Origin of the sequence: Serratia sp. ME47 (assembly GCF_903970925.1) — a bacterium.
GTDB lineage: Bacteria > Pseudomonadota > Gammaproteobacteria > Enterobacterales > Enterobacteriaceae > Serratia > Serratia ureilytica.
The window spans coordinates 36,029-56,503 of the sequence record NZ_CAJCKE010000004.1; the positions used below are offsets into that span (position 1 = coordinate 36,029).

At 58.9% G+C, this 20,475-nt stretch carries 26 protein-coding genes and 1 pseudogene; 12 read left to right on the forward strand and 15 right to left on the reverse strand.

Annotation, left to right across the window (positions count from 1 at the left end; all coding sequences use genetic code 11):
• Window positions 1-11 precede the first annotated feature (11 nt).
• Entirely contained in the window at window positions 12-1,508 is a 1,497-nt protein-coding gene (gene puuC / locus H7A77_RS05785; RefSeq protein ID WP_033642800.1) for an aldehyde dehydrogenase PuuC, read from the forward strand.
• Between the two features lie 11 nt (window positions 1,509-1,519).
• Window positions 1,520-2,800: an FAD-binding oxidoreductase gene (locus tag H7A77_RS05790; RefSeq protein ID WP_016928043.1), complete on the forward strand. Its 1,281-nt coding sequence runs from the start codon at window positions 1,520-1,522 to the stop codon at window positions 2,798-2,800.
• 43 nt (window positions 2,801-2,843) lie between these two features.
• On the opposite strand, the gene H7A77_RS05795 is transcribed toward H7A77_RS05790, so the two are convergent.
• Window positions 2,844-3,599 (reverse strand): SDR family NAD(P)-dependent oxidoreductase, encoded by a 756-nt coding sequence (locus H7A77_RS05795; protein WP_016928044.1) that lies wholly within the window; start codon window positions 3,597-3,599, stop codon window positions 2,844-2,846.
• Window positions 3,600-3,913: 314 nt separating this feature from the next.
• A complete protein-coding gene (locus H7A77_RS05800; protein WP_033642798.1) occupies window positions 3,914-4,342 on the reverse strand; it encodes a universal stress protein in 429 nt (142 codons plus the stop codon).
• 241 nt (window positions 4,343-4,583) lie between these two features.
• Here H7A77_RS05800 and H7A77_RS05805 point away from each other — a divergent pair, with 241 nt between their 5' ends.
• Window positions 4,584-5,261, forward strand: a complete 678-nt coding sequence (locus tag H7A77_RS05805) for an isochorismatase family protein (protein ID WP_016928046.1) — start codon at window positions 4,584-4,586, stop codon at window positions 5,259-5,261.
• 213 nt (window positions 5,262-5,474) lie between these two features.
• Here the strand turns inward: H7A77_RS05805 and H7A77_RS05810 are convergent.
• Both H7A77_RS05810 and cspA read right to left on the reverse strand, forming a co-directional pair.
• Window positions 5,475-5,553 (reverse strand): annotated as a pseudogene (locus tag H7A77_RS05810).
• A gap of 114 nt (window positions 5,554-5,667) precedes the next feature.
• Complete coding sequence (cspA, locus tag H7A77_RS05815) at window positions 5,668-5,880, reverse strand: RNA chaperone/antiterminator CspA (RefSeq protein WP_004941268.1); 213 nt, start codon at window positions 5,878-5,880, stop codon at window positions 5,668-5,670.
• A 561-nt stretch (window positions 5,881-6,441) separates the two neighbouring features.
• Between cspA and H7A77_RS05820 the strand changes: the two genes are divergently transcribed.
• Window positions 6,442-6,840, forward strand: coding sequence for a hypothetical protein (locus tag H7A77_RS05820; RefSeq protein WP_182073932.1), 399 nt, complete (start codon window positions 6,442-6,444; stop codon window positions 6,838-6,840).
• Between the two features lie 9 nt (window positions 6,841-6,849).
• On the opposite strand, the gene H7A77_RS05825 is transcribed toward H7A77_RS05820, so the two are convergent.
• Window positions 6,850-7,494, reverse strand: a complete 645-nt coding sequence (locus H7A77_RS05825; protein ID WP_033642796.1) for a Qnr family pentapeptide repeat protein — start codon at window positions 7,492-7,494, stop codon at window positions 6,850-6,852.
• Between the two features lie 204 nt (window positions 7,495-7,698).
• Window positions 7,699-7,908 (reverse strand): hypothetical protein, encoded by a 210-nt coding sequence (locus H7A77_RS05830; protein ID WP_004941260.1) that lies wholly within the window; start codon window positions 7,906-7,908, stop codon window positions 7,699-7,701.
• Window positions 7,909-8,056: 148 nt separating this feature from the next.
• On the opposite strand from H7A77_RS05830, the gene H7A77_RS05835 reads away from it, so the two are divergent.
• The gene (locus H7A77_RS05835; RefSeq protein ID WP_016928050.1) at window positions 8,057-8,407 is read left to right on the forward strand and encodes a GFA family protein; all 351 of its coding nucleotides are present in this window, start codon (window positions 8,057-8,059) and stop codon (window positions 8,405-8,407) included.
• A gap of 13 nt (window positions 8,408-8,420) precedes the next feature.
• Here the strand turns inward: H7A77_RS05835 and H7A77_RS05840 are convergent, their stop codons facing one another.
• From H7A77_RS05840 to H7A77_RS05860, 5 genes are all read right to left on the reverse strand, one after another.
• Window positions 8,421-9,593 (reverse strand): Gfo/Idh/MocA family protein, encoded by a 1,173-nt coding sequence (locus H7A77_RS05840; protein WP_033652084.1) that lies wholly within the window; start codon window positions 9,591-9,593, stop codon window positions 8,421-8,423.
• Between the two features lie 14 nt (window positions 9,594-9,607).
• Window positions 9,608-10,531 (reverse strand): TIM barrel protein, encoded by a 924-nt coding sequence (locus tag H7A77_RS05845; RefSeq protein ID WP_182073933.1) that lies wholly within the window; start codon window positions 10,529-10,531, stop codon window positions 9,608-9,610.
• A gap of 186 nt (window positions 10,532-10,717) precedes the next feature.
• Window positions 10,718-11,749, reverse strand: coding sequence for a LacI family DNA-binding transcriptional regulator (locus H7A77_RS05850; protein WP_182073934.1), 1,032 nt, complete (start codon window positions 11,747-11,749; stop codon window positions 10,718-10,720).
• Between the two features lie 72 nt (window positions 11,750-11,821).
• Window positions 11,822-12,238 (reverse strand): DUF2000 domain-containing protein, encoded by a 417-nt coding sequence (locus H7A77_RS05855; protein ID WP_033652081.1) that lies wholly within the window; start codon window positions 12,236-12,238, stop codon window positions 11,822-11,824.
• 98 nt (window positions 12,239-12,336) lie between these two features.
• Complete coding sequence (locus H7A77_RS05860) at window positions 12,337-12,795, reverse strand: hypothetical protein (protein WP_033652080.1); 459 nt, start codon at window positions 12,793-12,795, stop codon at window positions 12,337-12,339.
• 232 nt (window positions 12,796-13,027) lie between these two features.
• Between H7A77_RS05860 and H7A77_RS05865 the strand changes: the two genes are divergently transcribed.
• A complete protein-coding gene (locus tag H7A77_RS05865) occupies window positions 13,028-14,239 on the forward strand; it encodes a CynX/NimT family MFS transporter (protein WP_182073935.1) in 1,212 nt (403 codons plus the stop codon).
• A gap of 72 nt (window positions 14,240-14,311) precedes the next feature.
• On the opposite strand, the gene H7A77_RS05870 is transcribed toward H7A77_RS05865, so the two are convergent.
• Window positions 14,312-14,449, reverse strand: a complete 138-nt coding sequence (locus H7A77_RS05870; RefSeq protein WP_016928056.1) for a hypothetical protein — start codon at window positions 14,447-14,449, stop codon at window positions 14,312-14,314.
• Between the two features lie 295 nt (window positions 14,450-14,744).
• On the opposite strand from H7A77_RS05870, the gene H7A77_RS05875 reads away from it, so the two are divergent.
• Together H7A77_RS05875 and H7A77_RS05880 are read left to right on the forward strand one after the other, a co-directional pair.
• Window positions 14,745-15,860, forward strand: coding sequence for an AI-2E family transporter (locus tag H7A77_RS05875; protein WP_033652078.1), 1,116 nt, complete (start codon window positions 14,745-14,747; stop codon window positions 15,858-15,860).
• 92 nt (window positions 15,861-15,952) lie between these two features.
• A complete protein-coding gene (locus H7A77_RS05880; RefSeq protein WP_042784289.1) occupies window positions 15,953-16,165 on the forward strand; it encodes a hypothetical protein in 213 nt (70 codons plus the stop codon).
• On the opposite strand, the gene H7A77_RS05885 is transcribed toward H7A77_RS05880, so the two are convergent.
• Window positions 16,162-16,581, reverse strand: coding sequence for a GNAT family N-acetyltransferase (locus tag H7A77_RS05885; RefSeq protein ID WP_182073936.1), 420 nt, complete (start codon window positions 16,579-16,581; stop codon window positions 16,162-16,164). The genes H7A77_RS05880 and H7A77_RS05885 overlap by 4 nt on opposite strands.
• A 146-nt stretch (window positions 16,582-16,727) precedes the next feature.
• Between H7A77_RS05885 and H7A77_RS05890 the strand changes: the two genes are divergently transcribed.
• A complete protein-coding gene (locus H7A77_RS05890; RefSeq protein WP_042784287.1) occupies window positions 16,728-17,018 on the forward strand; it encodes a hypothetical protein in 291 nt (96 codons plus the stop codon).
• 157 nt (window positions 17,019-17,175) lie between these two features.
• Here H7A77_RS05890 and tolA read toward each other — a convergent pair whose 3' ends face one another.
• Complete coding sequence (gene tolA / locus H7A77_RS05895; protein ID WP_182073937.1) at window positions 17,176-17,613, reverse strand: cell envelope integrity protein TolA; 438 nt, start codon at window positions 17,611-17,613, stop codon at window positions 17,176-17,178.
• A 362-nt stretch (window positions 17,614-17,975) separates the two neighbouring features.
• Between tolA and H7A77_RS05900 the strand changes: the two genes are divergently transcribed.
• From H7A77_RS05900 to uspF, 3 genes are all read left to right on the forward strand, one after another.
• Entirely contained in the window at window positions 17,976-18,209 is a 234-nt protein-coding gene (locus tag H7A77_RS05900) for a YgdI/YgdR family lipoprotein (RefSeq protein ID WP_033642785.1), read from the forward strand.
• A 12-nt stretch (window positions 18,210-18,221) separates the two neighbouring features.
• A complete protein-coding gene (locus H7A77_RS05905) occupies window positions 18,222-18,449 on the forward strand; it encodes a YgdI/YgdR family lipoprotein (protein ID WP_019454813.1) in 228 nt (75 codons plus the stop codon).
• A 217-nt stretch (window positions 18,450-18,666) separates the two neighbouring features.
• Window positions 18,667-19,116: a universal stress protein UspF gene (uspF, locus tag H7A77_RS05910; RefSeq protein WP_042784284.1), complete on the forward strand. Its 450-nt coding sequence runs from the start codon at window positions 18,667-18,669 to the stop codon at window positions 19,114-19,116.
• A 74-nt stretch (window positions 19,117-19,190) separates the two neighbouring features.
• On the opposite strand, the gene icd is transcribed toward uspF, so the two are convergent.
• A complete protein-coding gene (gene icd, locus H7A77_RS05915) occupies window positions 19,191-20,444 on the reverse strand; it encodes an NADP-dependent isocitrate dehydrogenase (RefSeq protein WP_015377612.1) in 1,254 nt (417 codons plus the stop codon).
• Between the last annotated feature and the right edge of the window lie 31 nt (window positions 20,445-20,475).

Below are 20,475 nucleotides of genomic sequence, written 5' to 3' on the forward strand. Positions count from 1 at the left end.
CGGAGCCAGGCATGAACTTTCACCATTTGCAGTATTGGCAACAACGGGCGCAGGCCCTGAAGATTGAGCACCAGCTGTTTATCGACGGCCGCTACCAGCCGGCCGCCGCGGGGAAACGTTTCGCCGTCGAAGATCCCGCCGGTCGCCGTGAGCTGGCGCAGGTCGCGCGCGGCGAAGCCGCCGACATCGATCGGGCGGTCAGCGCGGCGCGCGCCGCCTTTGAACGCGGCGACTGGGCCCAGGCCGCGCCGGCGCAGCGCAAAGCCACGCTGCTGCGCTTCGCCGAGCTGATGGAACAGCATCACGAAGAGCTGGCGCTGCTGGAAACGCTGGACACCGGCAAACCGATTCGTCACAGCCTGCGCGACGACGTGCCGGGCGCTATCCGCTGCATCCGCTGGTACGCCGAAGCGATCGATAAGGTGTACGGCGAAATCGCCCCCACCGGTCGCGAGGCGCTGGCGCTGATCGAACGCGAGCCGATCGGCGTGGTCGGCGCCATCGTGCCCTGGAACTTCCCGTTGCTGCTGGCCTGCTGGAAGCTCGGCCCGGCGCTGGCCGCCGGCAACAGCGTGGTGCTCAAACCCTCCGAAAAGTCACCTCTGAGCGCCATCCTGCTCGGCAAACTGGCGCAACAGGCCGGGCTGCCGGACGGCGTGCTGAACGTGGTGCCCGGCTACGGCCACGACGCCGGCAAGGCGCTGGCGCTGCACCGCGACGTCGACGCCCTCACCTTTACCGGCTCTACGCTGGTGGCGAAACAGCTGATGATTTACGCCGGCGAATCGAACATGAAACGCGTCTGGCTGGAGGCCGGCGGCAAAAGCGCCAACATCGTCTTCGCCGACTGCCCGGATCTGGATCAGGCCGCCCGCAGCGCCGCCGCCGGCATCTTCTACAATCAGGGGCAGGTGTGCATCGCCGGCACTCGCCTGCTGGTCGAAGCGAGCATTGAGCAAGCGTTCCTGCAGGCGCTGCGCAAACACGCGGCGGCTTTCGTGCCCGGCGATCCGCTCGATCCCGACACGGTGATGGGCACGCTGATCGACAGCGGCCACTGCGAGAAAGTGGCCGGCTATATCGATCGGGGGCTGAGCCAGGGCGCCGCGCTGTTCCTCGACGGGCGCGACCATCCGCAGGGCGACCACGCCGGCTATCTGGGGCCGACCATCCTCACCCAGGTGGACAATGCCATGAGCGTGGCGCGCGATGAAATCTTCGGCCCGGTGCTGGCGGTGACGGCGTTCGACGACGAGCAACAGGCGCTGCAGCTGGCCAACGACAGCGACTACGGCCTCGGTGCCGCGGTCTGGACCCGCGATCTGGCGCGCGCGCACCGCATGGCGCGCCAACTGAAGGCCGGTACGGTGTTCGTCAACAACTACAACGACGGCGACATGACCGTGCCGTTCGGCGGTTACAAGCAAAGCGGCAACGGCCGCGACAAATCGCTGCATGCGCTGGACAAATTCACCGAATTGAAAACCACCTGGATCTCGCTGGAATAAGGGCTTACATCATGACTGAACACGTAAAAAGCTATTATGCGGCCACGGCCAACGCACATCAGCCCTATCCGCAACTGAATGAATCGATCGAGTGCGACGTCTGCGTGATCGGCGGCGGCTATACCGGCCTCTCCTCCGCGCTGTTCCTGGTGGAAGCCGGTTACGACGTGGTGGTGTTGGAAGCGGCGCGCATCGGTTTCGGCGCCAGCGGCCGCAACGGCGGCCAGTTGGTCAACTCTTACAGCCGCGACATTGATGTGATTGAAGAGCGTTACGGCGCGGAAAGCGCCCGCCTGCTCGGCAGCATGATGTTCGAAGGCGCGGAGATCATTCGCAGCCGCATCAGCCGCTACGCCATCGACTGCGACTACCGCCCCGGCGGTATCTTCGCCGCCCTGAACAACAAGCAGTTCCATGCGCTGATCGAGCAAAAACGCAACTGGGAGCGCTACGGCAATACCCAGCTTGAGCTGCTCGACGCGGACCGGGTGCGCCAGGAGATCGCCAGCGATCGTTACGTCGGCGCGCTGCTCGATCACAGCGGCGGCCACATCCATCCGCTCAATCTGGCGCTGGGCGAGGCCGAGGCGATTCGCCTGCAGGGCGGGCGCATCTTCGAGCAATCGGCGGTGACGAACATTCGCCACGGCGAACCGGCGCTCATCAGCACCGCCAATGGCCAGGTGAAGGCGCGCTTCGTCATCGTCGCCGGCAACGCCTATCTGGGCGATAAGCTGGAGCCGCGGCTGGCCAAGCGCAGCATGCCGTGCGGTACCCAGGTGGTGACCACCGAACCGCTGGCGCCGGAGATAGCGCAGGCGCTGATCCCGCAGAATTACTGCGTGGAGGACTGCAACTACCTGCTGGATTACTACCGCATCACCGCCGATCATCGTCTGCTGTACGGCGGCGGCGTGGTGTACGGCGCGCGCGATCCGGACGACATCGATAACCTGATCCGGCCGAAGCTGCTGAAGACCTTCCCGCAGTTGAAAGGCGTGCGTATCGACTATCGCTGGACCGGCAACTTCCTGCTGACGCTGTCGCGCATGCCGCAGTTCGGTCGGCTGGAGAATAACGTGTACTACATGCAGGGATACAGCGGCCACGGCGTAACCTGTACCCATCTGGCGGGCAAGCTGATCGCCGAGCTGATGCGCGGCGACGCCGAACGCTTCGACGCCTTCGCCAAGCTGCCGCACCTGCCGTTCTTCGGCGGACGCAATCTGCAGATCCCGTTCACCGCCATCGGCGCGGCCTACTACACGCTGCGCGATCGCATCGGCGTCTAAAACAACAGGCCCGGTCATAATGGCCGGGCCTGCGCATTAACGCTTAGACGATCTTCGGTTGGCCGTCCGAGGCGGTCGCCCCGCCATCGACCGGAATGTTGGCGCCATTGATAAAGCTGGCGTCGTCGCTGGCCAGAAACGCCATCACCGCCGCCACTTCTTCCGGCTCCGCCGCACGCCCCAGCGCGATGCGCTCATTGAACTTGTCGCGGATCTCCTGCGGCCAGCCGTTGGTCATGTTGGTTTTGACCAGGCTCGGGCAGACCGAGTTGATGCGCACGCCGTCACCGCCGTGATCCAGCGCCATGGCCCGCGTCAGGTTAACCACCGCGCCTTTCGCCGCGCAGTAATAGGCCGCGCCCCAGTCACCGCCCAGGCCGGACACCGATGCGGTATTGACGATGCAGCCTTTGGTTTTCAGCAAGTGCGGCAAGGCGAATTTGGAACAGAACACCACGCCGTCGATATCGACCCCGGCGATGCGACGCCAGTCGTCGATGCTGGTTTCCAGCACGCTGCCCGCCACGTGTACGCCGGCGTTGTTCAGCAGGACGTCGATGCGGCCCAGTTTTTCCGCCACCTCGTTCATCATTTTTTCAACCGCCACGTGATCGGAAACGTCGATATGCACCGCCATCGCGCGGCCCTTCGGCAGCGAAGCGGCGACCTTGTCTACCGCTTCCTTGGCCCAGTCAGCCAGCACCACAATGGCGCCCTCGGCGGAGAAACGCCGCGCCGCCGCTTCCCCCATGCCATTGCCCGCACCGGTGATAACCACGACTTTATTGTCAAAACGCATGAGACCTCCTCCATGTAAACGCATTTATATAAGTCATACAAATCTCATTGCCCCGAGGATAAGACGCAGGCTCCCTGAGAGCCAGTCAAAACGTGCGGTTTATTAACCAAAATGAGGTATGCGAGTCATTTCAATGCGCTGGATTAATCTTTATCGGATTTTGGCCAACATATTGATGGAGATAATAAAATTGCGGCCAGTCACTATTTTCCTGGCGGATTGTCAGCAAGCGGGATTATTGCGGATAGACGGTTATGGCCGCTCAGAGATAAGCGATGCGAATGAAAAAAGCAGCCGCCCGCCGGCGGCCGCGACTATTTTTTCTCGATGGGGATCACCAGCAGATCGACGTTCAACTCATTGATCGCCTGACGCGCCGAAGAAACCAGCCGGCTCCAGACATCGTGGTGATGGCCGAAGATCACCAGATCGAACCCTTTTTCCTTCGCCACCCGATTCAGCTCTTCCGTCAATGCGCCACGGCTGACGATCACCTCTTCCACCGGATAGGAAGACTGCCCTTTGATCGCATTGAGCATATTCTTCACCCGCTCCGAAAACGTGCGATCGGTGTAGTTGTAATCTCCCACGCCCAGATCGACATAATAACCGGCGCGGTGAATATCGATATAAATCAGTGAAAGTTTGGCCTGGAGCGCGGCGGCCAACCTGGCGCCCTTGCCCAACAGGAACTCGGCGTCTTCGCTGAGATCCGTGGCGACAACGATATGCTGATAAGCCATGACGGCGGCCCTCCGCGTCAAACCCATGAACAGGATGGCGTTCCTTGCCGCATGTTTCTCATGCACCTTAAGTTTAGCCCCGCGCCTGCTGCAGTGTCGTTCCATTTATGGAACGATGCATCCCGGCTTTAGGCTCTACCGGATTTCTCTCCTCTCCCTACACTGTAGGCAAGTGCTGAGTTTCAGCCTTATCAATCAAAGAAGATACCCACTGACCTCACGACGAAAAAAGGAAGACACCATGAGCACTCCAGCCAACTTCAACGGCCAGCGTCCTGTTATTGATGCTAATGACGCGGTCATGCTCCTGATTGACCACCAAAGCGGTCTGTTTCAGACCGTCGCCGATATGCCGATGACCGAACTGCGCGCTCGCGCCGCCGCCCTCGCCAGCATCGCCACCCTCAGCAAACTGCCGGTGATCACCACCGCCTCGGTGCCGCAGGGCCCCAACGGCCCGCTGATCCCGGAAATTCACCAGAATGCGCCGCACGCGCAATACGTCGCCCGTAAAGGGGAAATCAACGCCTGGGACAACCCGGACTTCGTGGCGGCGGTCAAAGCCACCGGCCGCAAAACCCTGATCATCGCCGGCACCATCACCAGCGTCTGCATGGCCTTTCCGTCCATCAGCGCGGTGGCCGAAGGCTATAAGGTCTTCGCGGTAATCGACGCCTCCGGCACCTACTCGAAAATGGCGCAGGAAATTACCCTGGCGCGCGTGGTACAGGCGGGCGTGGTGCCGATCGACACCGCCGGCGTCGCCTCCGAGCTGCAGGGCAGCTGGAATCGCGCCGACGCTCAGCAGTGGGCCGAAGTCTACACCAAAATCTTCCCGGCCTATCAGCTGCTGATCGAGAGCTACCTCAAGGCGCAGGACGTGGTGAAAAATAACGAACTGCTGGACTCGCAGCGTTAAGATCGCGGGTATAAAAAACCCCGGCCAAGGCCGGGGCTATTAATCGTGTGCCGGTGACTTTCCCGGCTGTCATGTTATGGCGTAAGCGTCCATCCCACACTCCAACATTACGCAGCCTAAGCGCGACTTTTTCACAACAGAAAAATAGACTGAAACGCGGCGTTATTAATTCTGCGGCAATCTGTTTTTCTGTTGCCAATAATCATTAATTATTGGAACGTCATCGAGGAATCGAACCCCAGTCCGCCAACGAATAATTTCGCTGCCGCTCTTCCTGCTGAGCTAATGACGTATCGAGAAAGACTCCGGGCGAACCCGGAGTTTATTCAGGCTGAGGATTTCATTGCTTAACTGCTCCGGCTTAAACCATCATCGCTGTCGTAAGAAATTGCACCTCGGCCAAAAATTATAACGCGACCACGTTGCCGGCAGAAGGCCCCTTCATGCCATTTTCGATAGTGAACTCAACCTGTTGGCCTTCGTCCAGCGTTTTGAAATCGTTGCTCTGGATAGCGGAGAAGTGTACGAACACATCTTTGCCGCCGTCTGCCGGGGTGATAAAACCAAAGCCTTTACCTGCATCAAACCATTTTACCAAACCCGTCATTTTATTGGACATAGAGATATTTCCTTTATATTTTTGCGACGCCATAGGGCGATAGAGGTCTGTTTTTATTGGAAACTTATGGGGCACTAGAGAAGAGAATTCGCGGAAGAAGAGGTATCTGAGGGATATCGCTAATACTGAGAACTGCTTTACTAAAACTGCTTTCATAAGGTCTGTACTACAAACCGATGACGCTATTTACACACAGCTAAATTATTTAAGCAAGATATATTTTAAATTATATTCATCTGCCTCATAAATTTATTACCGCAAAGCACCGCCTACATCTGCCGCCAGCTCAGGGTTTTCGGCGCGGCGTTCGGGGTGAAAAATAACGAACGATTGGACTCGCCGCGCCGGGGCCGATCATGAACGCGCAAACAGCCGCCGATTCCGCGTTCTGCTCTTCCCTTCACGCGAAACTACTCCCTGCTATAACACTGAAGAAAACCGCTTAATCGTCATGAAAGAGAAATAAAAGCTTAATAAATCAATCTGTTCTCGACACTGGCGCATTATCGTTGTTAGGATAATTATTTTACTTTACAGGAAATGACCTCAAGGATGGCTATGATGGGCAAAAGAACACTGATGCTGACGGCGCTGACGCTCAGTTTGGCGGGCTGCCAGCCGGCACCGCCAAGCTATGTGGAAAACGCGAACGCCTTGATAGCCAAACAAATCAGCGCGATTGGCCCGCAAGCGGCGCAGTGCAAATTTGCCCAAGACGGCGATTATTGGATTTCGGCTTGCTCATTGGGCAACGCGCGCCACGCGCCGGTATTCGCCCTGTTAGAGCAGGAAGGCGTCATGCAGGCTAACGACAATCTGGCGATCGCCGTCGTGCCGCTCAACGAGCAAGCTCGGCACTTTGCGCGCGATCCGCGTTTCACTATCCCGGTAATGCAACGCCGCATTTCCGTGGACGCGGATCAAGCGTTCAATCGCTTATTTGCCCAACCATCGCGTTAACCCTCCCCTTCAGCCGATGATTGCGATCCCCAGCCGCTCCAGCAGTTGAGCGGCCTGGTGACTGTCCATTTTAACGCCCTGCAGATCGGTGGTGCGCAAATCCAACTCGCCCAGTTCCGCGTTGCTCAGATCGCACTGGGTGACATCGGCGGCGCGCCAGTCAAAACCGGAGAATTCGCCGCCGGACAGATCGGAGCCGCTGAAGCTGGCGCCGAGCACCTGCGCGCCGTGCCAACGGTTTTCCCACAGCTCGCATTTCTCCAACACCACTTTGGCAAAATTGGCGTAGCTCAGGTTGCTCTTGGTGATATAGGCGCTGCAAAACCAGGTGCGGCTGGTGATCATATTCATAAAGCTGGCGCCGCGAAAATCTGCTCCCTGCGCGCGACATTCGCGGATCTCCAACCCCAATGCGTCAACGTGGCGGAAATCGGCCATCGATAAATCGCAGCTTCTAAAACTCGCGTCTTTCAGGATCGCGCGGCTGAAGTTACCGCCCTGTCGGCTCTCGCGATCGTAAAATTGACAGCCGATAAATTCGGTGCCGGTCAGATCGGCGCCCGAAAAATCACACAGCATAAAGCTGCCGTTTTCAATTTTTTCGCCGGTAAAGCGGTTACGCGCGATCTTCTCACCCTTCAGCGCCAGGCTCATTGCAACACCCCTGTTTATTTATACAGTCAGTGCAGCATTTAATCCTATTCCGGCACGGTTGGCAACCGCCGTCGAGCAAAGGCGCGAGAGCGGAATATGAACGAGCACCTGATGATGGCTTGAGCCGCTGGCGTCGTAAAAGACCGCAGTAATCGGCGCAAAAAAAAACCGCCCGATACGGGCGGTTGACGTGACGGCGAACCGTTACTTCAGGGCTTCCTGAATAGCGTCGGCCATCGGGCCGATGTGCTTCTCCGCCGCCTTCAGCTGGAAATCCACGCCGTTGCCATCGTTGGTGTCTGACAGCGTAGCCTTGATAAGCTCCAGTGCCGCCTGCACCGCCACCAGCCGCTTGTGCTGTTCGTCCGTAACCGGTTCGGCGCCCATGTTTGCCGGATAGTAATGCTCTAACATCGCGATCTCCTTTTGATGACGTTAAACCTTAACCTACCAGAAAACCGCGCATTTATTAAGGAAACCGCGCCCGGCGCGGCCGAGTGACGATAAATTGCACTATACTGGATACTGGGCAAACACTCTCCCCTGTTACAGGATCATCGCCATGTCATTCCAGGGAAGCTGCCACTGCGGCGCCGTCACCTTTACCGTGGACGCCGAACTGCCGACCGAAGCCCTCAGCTGCAACTGTTCGATTTGCCGCCGCAAAGGGCTGCTGCTGTCGTTCTTCCCCATCAGCGCTTTCACGCTCAACAGCGGTCAGGACCAGCTCAGCACCTACACTTTCAATCACCACAGGATCCGCCATCAGTTCTGCCGAGTCTGCGGAGCCCAGCCCTTCGCCTACGGCACCGCGCCAGACGGCGCCGCGATGTGCGCCGTTAACCTGCGTTGCGTGCCGGACGTCGCGCTGGATGCGTTACAGATCCACAGCTACGACGGGGCCAGCGTCTGAGCGAATCGCTCGCTCAGTCGAAGGCGACCCAGCCGGCGTCGGTTTCGGCGGATTGCACGCAGCGCGCCACCCACTTCACGCCCAGCGCGCCGGCCTGCACGTCCGGGTACCAGAAGTCGGCCAGGAAGGCTGCGTCGCGCCGATCGGTGGCGTCCATCGCCAGCGCGAAGCGGCGGTAGAGATTCGACCAGGCTTCAAACAGCCCCTCCGCATGGCCGCCGCCGATGCGATCGTCCGCCAGCGCCGACGCGGCGAGATACGGCATGCCGCGCTCCAGGATCCGCACCGGCTCGCCCTGCACTTCGAAGCGCAGCTGATTGGGTTGTTCATCCCACCACTCCAGGCTGGCCTTTTCACCGACAATGCGCACCTTTTGGCCATGCATCGAACCGCAGTTGACCGCCGAAGCCCACACGGAGCCGATGGCGCCGTTGTGATACTCCATCAGCACATAGGCGTTGTCCTCCAACGGCGCGCGCGACGGCACAAAGCTTTGTCGACTGCAGAGCAGCCGCCGGATCTTCAGCTGCGGCGCCATGGTTTCCGCCAGGAACAGCGTGTGGGTCGCCAGATCGCCCAGCACATAGCTGGGGCCGACAAAGCGCGGATCGACCCGCCAGCGAGTGCTGGGATTATCCTGCTCCACCGGCGCGGCGTGAAAGCCGTGGGCGAACTGCATATTCACCAGCCGAATTTCCCCCAGCCGGCCATCGGCAATCATCTGCCGCGCCTGCAAAATCATCTGGTGCCCGGCATAGCCGTAGGTCACGCCGATGACTTTGCGCTGCCGCTCGCACAGCGCCGCCAGCGCCTGCGCCTCTTCGACGCTGAAACACAGCGGCTTCTCGCATACCACGTGCAATCCCGCCTCCAGCGCCGCCCGGCAAATGGCGTAATGGGTGTTGTTCGGCGTGGCGATCGAGACCGCTTCGATGCCGTCCGCCCGCGCGGCTTCGGCGCGGAACATCTCGGCATAATCCGCATAACAGCGCTCCGCCGCCACGCCCAGACTCCGGCCAAAATCACGCCCGCGTTCGGCGTCAATGTCGAACGCGCCGGCCAACAGAGTAAACGCGCCGTCGCGCAAGGCCGCCGAACGGTGGATGTAACCGATCTGGCTGGTGCCGCCGCCGCCGACCATGCCCCAGCGCAACGATCTCGCCAAAGGTTTGCTGCCGTTGATCATCGTGTTTCTCCTGATTAAAAGCCGAGGCCGCGCAAGTAGCGCAAGCTGGCGGTGACGTCCTGCAGGCTGCCCTGCACATTGCGCGGATCGCGCTCCTGCTCGATAGTGATCCAGCCCCGGTATCCGCGCTCGGCCAACAGCGCGCGCAGCTGCGGATAATCGATCGCCCCGCTGCCCAACGGGCACATGACGCCCTCGGCGCAGGCGGTGAAGAAATCGACGCCGCGCGCCAGCACCTCGCGGAACACCTGCGGATCGACGTCTTTGAAGTGCAGATAATCGAGACGCTCAAAGTGCTTGCTCAGCCAGGCAGCCGGGTCCAGCCCGGCGTAATACAGATGGCCGGTATCCAGGCACAATCCGGCGGTGTGATGCGGAATGTCCGCCGCCAACCGGTCGATTTCGTCGGCGAACTCGATACAGCCGCCGGCGTGCGGATGCACCACCGGCCGCACGCCGTATTCCCGCCAGGCCAGTTCGCTGATGCGCGTAATGTGCCCAATCATCCTCTGCCACTCCCGCGGCGACAAACGCGGCGCTAAATCTGAACGCCCGGCGAACCTGGCGCGTTGCGGATTGCCGAAATCGATAATCACCAAGAACGGCGGCGCGGCGCGATCGCCCTCGGTCGGCTCCGCCCTGGGTGCCCGCGAGAGGTTGCGGCATATCCGATGAGTCAGGGCCAGCAGGCGCTCAATGTTCGCCTCGCTGACCAGATCGTCAAAAATCGTACCGGCCACCAGCGACAGGCGATGCTGCTCCAGCGCGGCACACAGCGCCTCGCTCTGCGTCGGCAGATAGCCCCATGGCCCCAGCTCGATGCTGCGGTAGCCGGCCGCCGACGCTTCTTGCAGAACCGTGGCATAGGGCGGCAAATGGGGGTTGTTAGGATCATCCACGCCCCAACTGCAGGGCGCATTGGCGATAGGCAAAGTCATGGCGACGGCTCCTTTTTTGCGGGGAATGCCGGCAGTATCAAACAAAAATTCCAAAATCATCAATAATGAAAATTTTATTTTTTGATAGAGATCGCGCTATTTTTGATAAATTATTTGATAGTTTTTAATCAAATCCAGGCGGCGCCTGGCTGCGCCCTGACCTCGGCAACCACCACTCAGCGGCCGTCAGAGGTTTTCTTTGGTGATCACATCGAAGCGATTAATGATGTGGCGTAATCCCGGTTGTTCATCGGCGGCGAGTAACGTCTCGACGATCGTGGCGGCCAATTCGGGAATGCGGTGGCACAGCAGCAGATCCACCGTGCCGTCGAGCAGCGCCATTTCACCGCCCTGCACCGGGCCGTGGCACACCAGCGTGATGTCGCGCTGCCGGCCGCTCTCTCGCAACGCCTGAATAATGCCCTCCACACCGCCGCTCGGCGCGTAAAGCGCCGCCAGTTCCGGGTGGTTCGCCAGCAGTTCACGCGTGACCCGGCGCGCCGTTTCCGCGTCCTCGAGGCTGCGCACCGGTTCCAGCACTCGCTGGCCGCTCATCTGCTCACGCAGGTAGGAGCGAAAACCGATCTCGCAGGCTTCCTGGCAAGTAAAACGGTTGTCGCCGATGATCACGCCGACGTCGCCCTGACGCCGGCACAGACGATCCACCGCCCAGCCGGCGGTGCGGCCCGCTTTTTGATTATCCAGACCGATGTAGCCGGCGCGGCTGGGCACCGATAAATCCGACAGCAGCGCGAAAACGTTGATGCCCGCCTGGGTGGCTTCTTCTACGGCATAGTGGATCAGGGGGTGATCCAGCGCCAGCACGCCGATCGCTTCCACCTGGCGGCTCAATTGGCTAATGGCGGCGGCGGTGTCGCCGATGGCATTGAGAGAGTGGAAGATGAACTGCGGCGGCTGACCCGGCTCATGATACGGCGCCGCTTGCGCCATCAGTTCATCAGCCAGTTGCGCATAGAAAGAGTGTTCACGCCGCAGCAGGATAAACCCCATTCTCAGGCGGCGCTCCGGCCTGCCCAGCACCGCCGACAGGCAGTGGGACTTCTCCAACGCGAACCCCAACTTTTTCGCCGCCTCAATCACCCGGCGCTGGGTGGCGGGCCGCACCGACGCGCGTTGGTTGATCACCCGATCGACGGTGGCGATGCCGACCCGCGCCTCTCTGGCGATGGCCGCCATGGTGGTTTTCTTGCCGCTCATGTTCATCTCCATCAACGATTTGATGGAAAAATATCATAGCCGTTGCCGCCCCTGATGTGACGCCGTTCGCGATTAACGGTAGACGGAGAACTTCTTGGTGAGCGGCTTAAGCTGTTCAGTGTCGCCGTAGAGCGCTACCGCTACGAAGTCCAACTGCTCGTAGGGGGTATTGGCGGTGTCGGCGATCTGCTGCTCGGCGGAATGCGACAGCATGGTGGTGGTGAAGAAGTTGGACAGCACGCCCTCCTCCTTGCATTTGAGGATCAGGTTGCTGAGCTGGCTGCTGTTCTTGGCCTGCAGGATGACGATCGGGTAGTGGCTCATATTGGCGCTGACGCCGTCGAGGCTGCTCGGGTACTGGTGAAACTCGCGCTGCTCGATAAGATCGGTGATGCCCGCCGTCAGATGGCAGGAGGCGTTAAACAGCGTGGCCGGTTCGTGGTTGCGGTTGAGGATGATGTAGAATTTTTTCTCGTTGTCGCTGTACATACTCTTCTCCTTGAATAGACAACCCTTTTTACCCAAGCCAAGGGCGGTTTTCAAGGCGAGATAAGGGCCGCGTCCGGCCCCGTGATAACGTTTCAGCCTCAGATCCCGCCTTCGCCCGGGCCCTGCGGCTGCGCCACCTGATGCAGCACGGTGATGTTCTGCAGGACAGTACCGCCGTCGATCGGTTTCATCTGGCCGTCGCGATCTTTATAGTGCGTCGGTTTGGCCCCGTGGAAGAACAGGCCGGCGTTGACCTGCACGCCCAGATAACCGGCGCTTGGCGGCAGGCGCTGCACATCGGTCCAGGGGTTGGAAACCGGCACGAACTGGAATCCCTCGCCCGTCTTCGCATACAGCGGACGCAGCAGCGTGACAAAGGCCATCAGCGGCGACAGCGCCTCTTTGAAGATCTGAACCGGCCGATCGACCGTCATCAGGAAGCCATGCGGCTGTTCCTCTACCGTGTCGAAGGTCAGGCTGCTGCTGATATCGTCACCCCGGCCACCGTAGCTCCACTCCATCACCGGCGCTCCGTTTTCATTCATCATCTCTGACATACACTGCTCCTTATAAATAAAATTGATCGGGCACGCTCGCTGCGTGCCGGAACAGTAAACCGCTGAACGGGCACCCGCGTCCACGCAGGGCGGCACGCTGGCGAACCAAACAACGAGGCGCGCAAAATAAAGCTCGAAATGAATAATTTCCCCGCGTGACAGCGCAGCATTTGAACGACTTCTGTCGTAGCGCAGACGCATAGTGAGGGCATTACCGCCACTGGAGAGTGTTATGACTGCGATTAAACCGAACGCCATTGACCGCGTTTCCCCCGCCGCCACGCCCTGGCTAGCCGTCATCAATGTGCTGTTCGCCGGCATCGCTGCGGCGCTGCACGTGGGCAAGGCCACCATTGCCTTGCCGGCGCTGCAGGCCGAGTTTGGCCGTTCACTGGAGACGCTAAGCTGGGTCATCTCGGCGTTTCCTTTCGTCGGGGTGTTCGGCGGCATCGCCGCCGGGCTGCTGGTGCGCCGCTGGGGCGATCGGCGCCTGCTGGCGCTGGGATTGCTGATCGTCAGCGCCGCCAGCTTTACCGGCGCCACGCTGCACGACTTCAGCGGCTTGATCGTCAGCCGCTTTGTCGAAGGCCTCGGCTTCGTCATCGTGGTGGTCGCCTCGCCGGCGGTGCTGAACCGCATCGTCGCCCCGGCGCAGCGCAGCCTGGTGTTCGGCATCTGGAGCACCTTCATGCCGGCGGGCATCGCCATTTCGCTGTTTTTCGGCCCTCACCTGGCGGGCTGGCAACAGAACTGGCAGGCCGGTGCGGCGCTGACGCTGCTGGCCGCGCTGCTGCTGCCGCTGACCACGCCGCGCCGCGCCGCCGACGCGCACGCTCCGCCGTTGCCGCTGCGGCAAGCGCTGGGCGCGATGCTGCGGGCGCGCCAGCCGCTGTTGCTGGCGCTGATGTTCACCGCTTACAACCTGCAGTTTTTCTCGGTGATGACCTTTTTACCGATCTTTCTGATGCAGCGCATCGGTCTGACGCTGGCGGCCGCCGGCGGCATCAGCGCGGCGGCGGTGGCCGTCAATATCCTCGGCAATCTCGCCGCCGGGTTCTTGCTGTCGCGCGGTCTGCGGGCCGGGAGCCTGCTCGCGGCCACCAGCCTGGTCATCGGCATCTTCGGCATCGGCATTTTCCTGCCGATGACGCCCAATGGCCTGCTGATCCCGCTGTGCTTCCTGTTCTGCGCCATCGCCGGCATGCTGCCCGCCACCATTCTGGCCGCCACGCCGGCGGCGACGCCAGAGCCCACGCTGCTGCCGCTGAGTCTGGGGTTGGTGATGCAGGGGAACTACCTCGGCCAGGTGATCGGCCCGGTCGCGCTGAGCGCCATCGTGGCCGCGGCCGGTTGGGCGGCGCCGGCTTGGCTGGTGCTGGCGGCGGCGGTGTCAGGGGCGGGATTAGCGCTGATTTATCGCCGCGGGCCACGCAATGCGGCGTAATGGCGCAATAATGAGAAAGGAGGTTCTATTTATTATTAGCGGTGCTGAATATTCCCTGGTGCGGGCGCGTGCTTATCGTGAAGGATAAGGCCAGTGATGATCCAGGCCCGACAATGACAAGGCGCCGGTCGCAACAAGATAAATCAGCAGACCGGCGAAAGCGATCAGCAATGCCTTTTCGATAACGGCAAGTCGTTTGTGTTCTGTCATTTGCATACTCCTGCGTGGTATCGGGCGAACGGCCGCCCTCATCAACACTAGAAAAGCCTGGCGCAGGGGGCAAGCGCAACACACAAAATGAAACACAATCAATAAATTTTGTTAACTATTTAGCGTTCTTTCTTTCCTTGCGCTGCCGCCTGAGCCTCGCGCGGCGCCCTCCTTTCCCCTTAGTAACCCTATGGAATACGCCGTTAAAAATCCCCTACCGGATAAGCAAAGGTAATGATAGTGTTGTTTTCATTCAGTTCATCTATGCTGAAAATTCATCTTTTGAGGGACGACTATGATGTCTAAAGGCATTTCCAAGGGATTCTTTATTCTGATCCTGTTCATCGTTACCGCCGCCTTTCTCGACGTGCTGGGGCCTTATTACTCCTCGGTGCTGTGGGCGGTTATTCTGGCGGTGATTTTCCATCCGGTGAAAAAGAAGTTGAAACAGTACGTCGGCGAACGCAACGGCGTGGTGTCGCTGCTGACGGTGGCGCTGATCTGCCTGATCGTGTTCACGCCGTTAGCGATCATCGCCTCATCGCTGGCGATGGAATTCAACATGATTTACACCAAGCTGCAGACCAACAACAGCCAATTGCCGACCATGCTTGCGGACTTCATGCGTCATCTGCCCGGCTGGGCGCAGCGCTTCCTGGCGGAACATAACCTCAACAGCGCCGCCGAGATCCAAAAACAACTTTCCGAGGTGGCGCTCAAGGGCGGGCAATACCTGGCGGGCAGCGTGTTCCTGATCGGCAAAGGCACCTTCAATTTCGTCGTCGGCTTCGGCGTGATGCTCTACCTGCTGTTCTTCCTGCTGAAAGACGGCCCGTACCTGGTGAACCTGGCGCTCGAAGCGCTGCCGCTCTCACAGCACGTGAAGCACCACCTGTTCGTGAAGTTCGCCGCCGTCTCCCGCGCCACCGTCAAGGGCACGGTGGTGGTCGCCGTGGTGCAAGGCGCGCTCGGCGGTCTGGCGTTTTACTTTACCGGCATCGACGGCAGCTTGCTGTGGGGCGCGCTGATGGCGTTCTTGTCGATCATCCCCGCCGTGGGCTCCGCCATCATCTGGGTGCCGGCGGTGATCTACTTCTTCGCCACCGGCATGCTGTGGAAAGGCATCTTCCTGGTGGTGTTCTTCGTGGTCGTAATCGGCCTGGTGGACAACATTCTGCGCCCGCTGCTGGTAGGCAAAGACACCAAAATGCCGGACTACCTGATCCTGATCTCCACCCTGGGTGGCATGGAGATTTACGGCATTAACGGCTTCGTCATCGGGCCATTGATCGCCGCGCTGTTCATCGCCTGCTGGAACATCCTGTCCGGTCGTGACAGCAAGGAAAACATCGAAGAGATCGACGAAGAATTCATCGAAGAAGGCAAGAATCATCCCGACGCGGCGGAGTAAGCCTCTCGCACCGTATCGCACCGGGGCCCGTTTGGGCCCCTTTTTTGTCTGTGGTATCCTTGCCGCGCTCACAAGGAAGAACGGGTTTCGTTGTGCTTATTCTCTACGCCACGCTGGCCATCGCCTTCACCCTGCTGTGCCTGCTGGCCTTTATCTCTTGCGCTTATCAGTTTTCGAAGCAGGGCGACGTCAAATTTTTGGCCTCGCTTTCCGTGCTGATCTTCGCGCTGCTGGCCTTCTATGCCGCTTATGGCTACGTCAGCACCTGGCTGCAACAGCAGGCGGTGGATGTCCGGCTGTATTAGCGCAGCGGGATGAAAAAGACCTGCTCCGGATCGCCGTCATCGAGATTGTCAATTTGGCCGCTGGCGACAAACCCGGCGTTCAACAGCAGCCGCTGCATCGACAGGTTGGAACGATTGGTGGAGGTGAACAGCTTCGGGTGCCGGCAGTGCAACTTAAGCGCCGCAATCAGCGCCTGCCCGACGCCCCGGCGGCGATAGCGCTCGCCGACCATCAGCATCTCGACAAAGCCGCAGCCGAAGAAGTGATAGTGCAGCACACCGTATCCCATCGCCATGCCCTGCTCCTCGGCAAGATAACAGACGCCCTGCCCGCACCAGGCGCGGATCTGCGCCGCGCGCTGCGGCTCGTATTCGGCGACGCTGTCGAGGGCGATCAGGGCTGCGGCATCGCTGTCGGTGGCCTGGCGAACAAACATGTTTTAATCCTCATGCTGATGGATAACGGCGATACCGCATCAACGAAACGGCAACCGCGGCGGGATAGTTTTTACATCCCGGTCGAATTTTGTAATCCTATTATAGAGTTACCAAAACACGCGCCAAGGAAGGAAAGCATTTCCCGATGAGCATACCGCAAATCTCCGCCGCCCTGCTGTTTACCCTGCTGCTGGCCGGCTGCCAGTTCCACAAAACCGTGTTCCCGCCGCCGTATATCGGCACCCCGCAAGAGATCGGCACCTACGAAGTGAAAGGGCTGACGTTCGTCACCACCGTCACCTTCAGCGGCCTGTTCGCCGAAGATCTGGTGCGCGAATACGCACAGAAACACCACTATCGCTACTATGTGGTAACGATGCGCAGCAACGGTTTTAAAGACCGAAGCGAGCGCGTGAGCGCGATGATGTATCGGTAGAGAGTGGCGCCACATGCCGTGAAATAATGCCGAAAAAACGGGCTTTAGCATGAGGAAGCGCTATACGAAATATTGCACAACCCAATACTCACAGGCCGCATGAAAATACGGCCTGTGACTTTGGTTTAATTGTCTGGCATCGCAGTGCCGTTTATTTTCACTGCGGACGAAATTCCAATACGCTGCTTTTGACCGCTTCGTAAACCGCGGCCGTTGGCGGTTTAGGCAAACGTGCATTGACGATTGCCTTTATCGCGGCCTGGCAAAGTTCCGGATCCCCTTGAACAGCCCGAATGCTGATCAGCATACCGTCCGGCGCCAGCTTGATGCTCAATGTGCAACGCTTGCCTGAGTAGGCTTCGGCATCTTTCAAATGGCTTTGAATCGCGGCCTGCAACTGGGCGATATAGTGTTCTTTCTCTTTTCCCGGCGCCTTTGGGTTGCCAAGGTTGGCGAAAAGATCGTCAACCTCTTTATTCACCGGATCGGTTTGGCTGGGGGCGGTGCTCTTGGCACACCCCGTTAATGCCAGCGCGAGCATCGCCGCCAATAATGTGGCGGCGCCGGTTTTAAAGCCTGAATGCGTGATTTTCATATCCCTGTCCTTATGGATGACTATCAGCCAAAATCAACGTGGTATTCGACAAGATCCCCGGCGCATACTTATACAGAATTAACGCCAAACCGCCAGAGACATTGCGAGTATCAAGCATCGGCATGCGGAGAATCGTGGGCCGATGATGACATGAAGCCATAGCGCCCCAGGCGGGGCGTACAGCTGAACACCCTGACCTATCGATAACCTTGTTATCCGAACGAGCAATCACTCCATCAATAAATTAAGTTATTCTTAATTTTTTATCCCATTAGAAGCACTTTCAACCCTGGCAATCTGGAAAATCTGCCTATACTTACTTTCCTGATATTAAATTCGTTTAAGTAACCAGGATGGTAGGTATGAAAAGCAAACGCCCCTTTGCCGCGCTGCTGGCGGCAACAGCATTGATGTCCCTGGTGGGCTGCGCTTCCAATCAGGCGATCAAAACGACGGACGGCAAAACCATTGTTACCGACGGCAAGCCCCAGATCGATAAAGATACCGGATTGGTCTCCTATCGAAATGCTGAAACGGGCAAAACGGAACAGATCAATCGAGACCAGATTGCAAACATGAGTGAGTTGAATAACTAAAAGGAGCTTCAAATGAAAAAAGCGCTTGTTCTTCCCGCGATCGCCCTGGTTGCCATCGCCGCACTGTCAGGCTGCACACGCACCAGCTACGCTATTCATACCCACGATGGCCGAACGATCATCAGTGACGGCAAACCGAAAGAGACTTCTGCCGGGTTGATCGGGTATACCGACGCCAATGGCGTCAAACAGCAAATCAACAAGACGGAAGTCAAAGAGGTGTCGGAAATCCCTCATTAAGGTTCCGATAATCTGAGCCTGCTAAAACCAAGGGAGCCGATGGCTCCCTTTCTATTCAAACAGTAAGCGCGCCCATTGGCGTTTAACGATAACGTCGATAAACGCCTGACATTTCAGCAGACAACGTTGCCAGGTTTGCCATACGGATCTCCCCTTTCCCGGCGTCGAACGGCTATAATCCGGTAAGTGGAGTTTTTTAAAACGATAAGGAGGGAGTATGTACAAAACTATTTTGGTTCCCGTGGATATTACCGAGCCGGAATTAACACAGCAGGTCATCCCGCATGTCAACGCGCTCGCCAGGCTCGAAGACTCCCACGTCCATTTCCTGGCGGTGATCCCGTCGCGCGCCACCTACGCGGCCTTCGGCTTTGCCGCCACGGCGGCGGTGGAAACCAAAGATGAAACCATTGCGATAGCGACCGAGGGGCTGGCGAAAGCGGCAAAACAATTCAGCGTACCCGAGGATCGAGTGACCACGCATGTCGCCGTCGGCGATCCCAAAGATCAGATCCTGGAACTCGCCGATGCGCTTAACGCGGAGATTATTGTGATGGGTTCCAACCGCCCTTCTGCAATGACTTACCTTCTCGGCTCGAATGCCACCGCGGTGGTGCGCCACGCCAATTGCCCGGTGCTGGTCGTGCGTGAATCGGCTAACGCTTAAAATCGCTTGCTCATTTGAACAATAAAAAAACGGGAGCCCTTAGGCTCCCGCTCTCATTCAAGCGCTGAACACACTTACATGTGTTTAACGATAGCATCGCCAAACTCTGAACATTTCAGCAGTTTAGCGCCTTCCATCAGGCGTTCGAAGTCATAGGTCACGGTCTTGGCGGCGATAGCGCCTTCCATGCCCTTAACAATCAGGTCAGCCGCTTCGAACCAGCCCATGTGACGCAGCATCATCTCTGCGGACAGGATGATGGAGCCTGGGTTCACTTTGTCCTGGCCGGCGTACTTCGGCGCGGTGCCGTGAGTCGCTTCGAACAGCGCGCAGTCAGAGCCGATGTTGGCGCCCGGCGCGATGCCGATGCCGCCTACCTGGGCCGCCAGGGCGTCGGAGATGTAGTCGCCGTTCAGGTTCATACAGGCGATCACGTCGTATTCCGCCGGGCGCAGCAGGATTTGCTGCAGGAAGGCGTCGGCGATCACGTCTTTAACCACGATCTCTTTGCCGGTGTTCGGGTTCTTGATCTTCAGCCATGGGCCGCCGTCGATCAGCTCGCCGCCGAACTCTTCGCGCGCCAGCTCATAGCCCCAATCCTTGAAGGCACCTTCGGTGAACTTCATGATGTTGCCTTTGTGAACCAGGGTCACGGAGTCACGGTCGTTGGTGATGGCGTATTCGATCGCCGCGCGCACCAGACGCTTGGTCCCTTCTTCAGAGCATGGCTTCACGCCGATACCGCACTGCTCCGGGAAGCGGATTTTCTTCACGCCCATTTCGTCACGCAGGAATTTGATCACTTTGTCCGCTTCGGCGGAGCCGGCTTTCCACTCGATGCCGGCGTAGATGTCTTCGGCGTTTTCGCGGAAGATCACCATGTCGGTCAGCTCAGGCTGTTTCACCGGGCTTGGAGTGCCCTGGTAGTAACGCACCGGGCGCAGGCACACGTACAGGTCCAGCTGCTGGCGCAGGGCCACGTTCAGAGAACGGATGCCGCCGCCGACCGGGGTGGTCAGGGGGCCTTTGATGGCGACGCGGTAGTCGCGGATCAGGTCCAGAGTTTCGTCCGGCAGCCACACGTCTTTACCGTAAACGTGGGTAGATTTTTCGCCGGTGTAGATTTCCATCCAGGAGATTTTACGTTCGCCGTGGTAAGCCTTTTTAACGGCCGCATCAACCACGTGGATCATGGCAGGAGTCACGTCAACGCCGATACCGTCGCCTTCGATGAACGGGATGATCGGGTTATGAGGAACAACCAGTTTACCCTGGGCGTCAACCGTGATTTTTTTACCTTCTGCCGGAACAACTACTTTGCTTTCCATCAACCTCTCCTTCAAGCGCAATTTTGTTAAT

What these genes read in the sequence shown, in the direction of transcription:
- H7A77_RS05860 (WP_033652080.1), bottom strand. Translation starts at nt 12,795, where the DNA reads ATGTCAGAGATGATGAATGAAAACGGAGCGCCGGTGATGGAGTGGAGC.
- H7A77_RS05865 (WP_182073935.1), top strand. Translation starts at nt 13,028, where the DNA reads ATGACTGCGATTAAACCGAACGCCATTGACCGCGTTTCCCCCGCCGCC.
- H7A77_RS05825 (WP_033642796.1), bottom strand. Translation starts at nt 7,494, where the DNA reads ATGAGCCTGGCGCTGAAGGGTGAGAAGATCGCGCGTAACCGCTTTACC.
- uspF (WP_042784284.1), top strand. Translation starts at nt 18,667, where the DNA reads ATGTACAAAACTATTTTGGTTCCCGTGGATATTACCGAGCCGGAATTA.
- H7A77_RS05875 (WP_033652078.1), top strand. Translation starts at nt 14,745, where the DNA reads ATGATGTCTAAAGGCATTTCCAAGGGATTCTTTATTCTGATCCTGTTC.
- H7A77_RS05845 (WP_182073933.1), bottom strand. Translation starts at nt 10,531, where the DNA reads ATGACTTTGCCTATCGCCAATGCGCCCTGCAGTTGGGGCGTGGATGAT.
- H7A77_RS05885 (WP_182073936.1), bottom strand. Translation starts at nt 16,581, where the DNA reads ATGTTTGTTCGCCAGGCCACCGACAGCGATGCCGCAGCCCTGATCGCC.
- H7A77_RS05805 (WP_016928046.1), top strand. Translation starts at nt 4,584, where the DNA reads ATGAGCACTCCAGCCAACTTCAACGGCCAGCGTCCTGTTATTGATGCT.
- tolA (WP_182073937.1), bottom strand. Translation starts at nt 17,613, where the DNA reads ATGAAAATCACGCATTCAGGCTTTAAAACCGGCGCCGCCACATTATTG.
- H7A77_RS05795 (WP_016928044.1), bottom strand. Translation starts at nt 3,599, where the DNA reads ATGCGTTTTGACAATAAAGTCGTGGTTATCACCGGTGCGGGCAATGGC.
- H7A77_RS05900 (WP_033642785.1), top strand. Translation starts at nt 17,976, where the DNA reads ATGAAAAGCAAACGCCCCTTTGCCGCGCTGCTGGCGGCAACAGCATTG.
- H7A77_RS05835 (WP_016928050.1), top strand. Translation starts at nt 8,057, where the DNA reads ATGTCATTCCAGGGAAGCTGCCACTGCGGCGCCGTCACCTTTACCGTG.
- H7A77_RS05870 (WP_016928056.1), bottom strand. Translation starts at nt 14,449, where the DNA reads ATGACAGAACACAAACGACTTGCCGTTATCGAAAAGGCATTGCTGATC.
- H7A77_RS05790 (WP_016928043.1), top strand. Translation starts at nt 1,520, where the DNA reads ATGACTGAACACGTAAAAAGCTATTATGCGGCCACGGCCAACGCACAT.
- icd (WP_015377612.1), bottom strand. Translation starts at nt 20,444, where the DNA reads ATGGAAAGCAAAGTAGTTGTTCCGGCAGAAGGTAAAAAAATCACGGTT.
- H7A77_RS05850 (WP_182073934.1), bottom strand. Translation starts at nt 11,749, where the DNA reads ATGAGCGGCAAGAAAACCACCATGGCGGCCATCGCCAGAGAGGCGCGG.
- cspA (WP_004941268.1), bottom strand. Translation starts at nt 5,880, where the DNA reads ATGTCCAATAAAATGACGGGTTTGGTAAAATGGTTTGATGCAGGTAAA.
- H7A77_RS05855 (WP_033652081.1), bottom strand. Translation starts at nt 12,238, where the DNA reads ATGTACAGCGACAACGAGAAAAAATTCTACATCATCCTCAACCGCAAC.
- H7A77_RS05820 (WP_182073932.1), top strand. Translation starts at nt 6,442, where the DNA reads ATGGGCAAAAGAACACTGATGCTGACGGCGCTGACGCTCAGTTTGGCG.
- H7A77_RS05890 (WP_042784287.1), top strand. Translation starts at nt 16,728, where the DNA reads ATGAGCATACCGCAAATCTCCGCCGCCCTGCTGTTTACCCTGCTGCTG.
- H7A77_RS05800 (WP_033642798.1), bottom strand. Translation starts at nt 4,342, where the DNA reads ATGGCTTATCAGCATATCGTTGTCGCCACGGATCTCAGCGAAGACGCC.
- H7A77_RS05840 (WP_033652084.1), bottom strand. Translation starts at nt 9,593, where the DNA reads ATGATCAACGGCAGCAAACCTTTGGCGAGATCGTTGCGCTGGGGCATG.
- H7A77_RS05830 (WP_004941260.1), bottom strand. Translation starts at nt 7,908, where the DNA reads ATGTTAGAGCATTACTATCCGGCAAACATGGGCGCCGAACCGGTTACG.
- puuC (WP_033642800.1), top strand. Translation starts at nt 12, where the DNA reads ATGAACTTTCACCATTTGCAGTATTGGCAACAACGGGCGCAGGCCCTG.
- H7A77_RS05905 (WP_019454813.1), top strand. Translation starts at nt 18,222, where the DNA reads ATGAAAAAAGCGCTTGTTCTTCCCGCGATCGCCCTGGTTGCCATCGCC.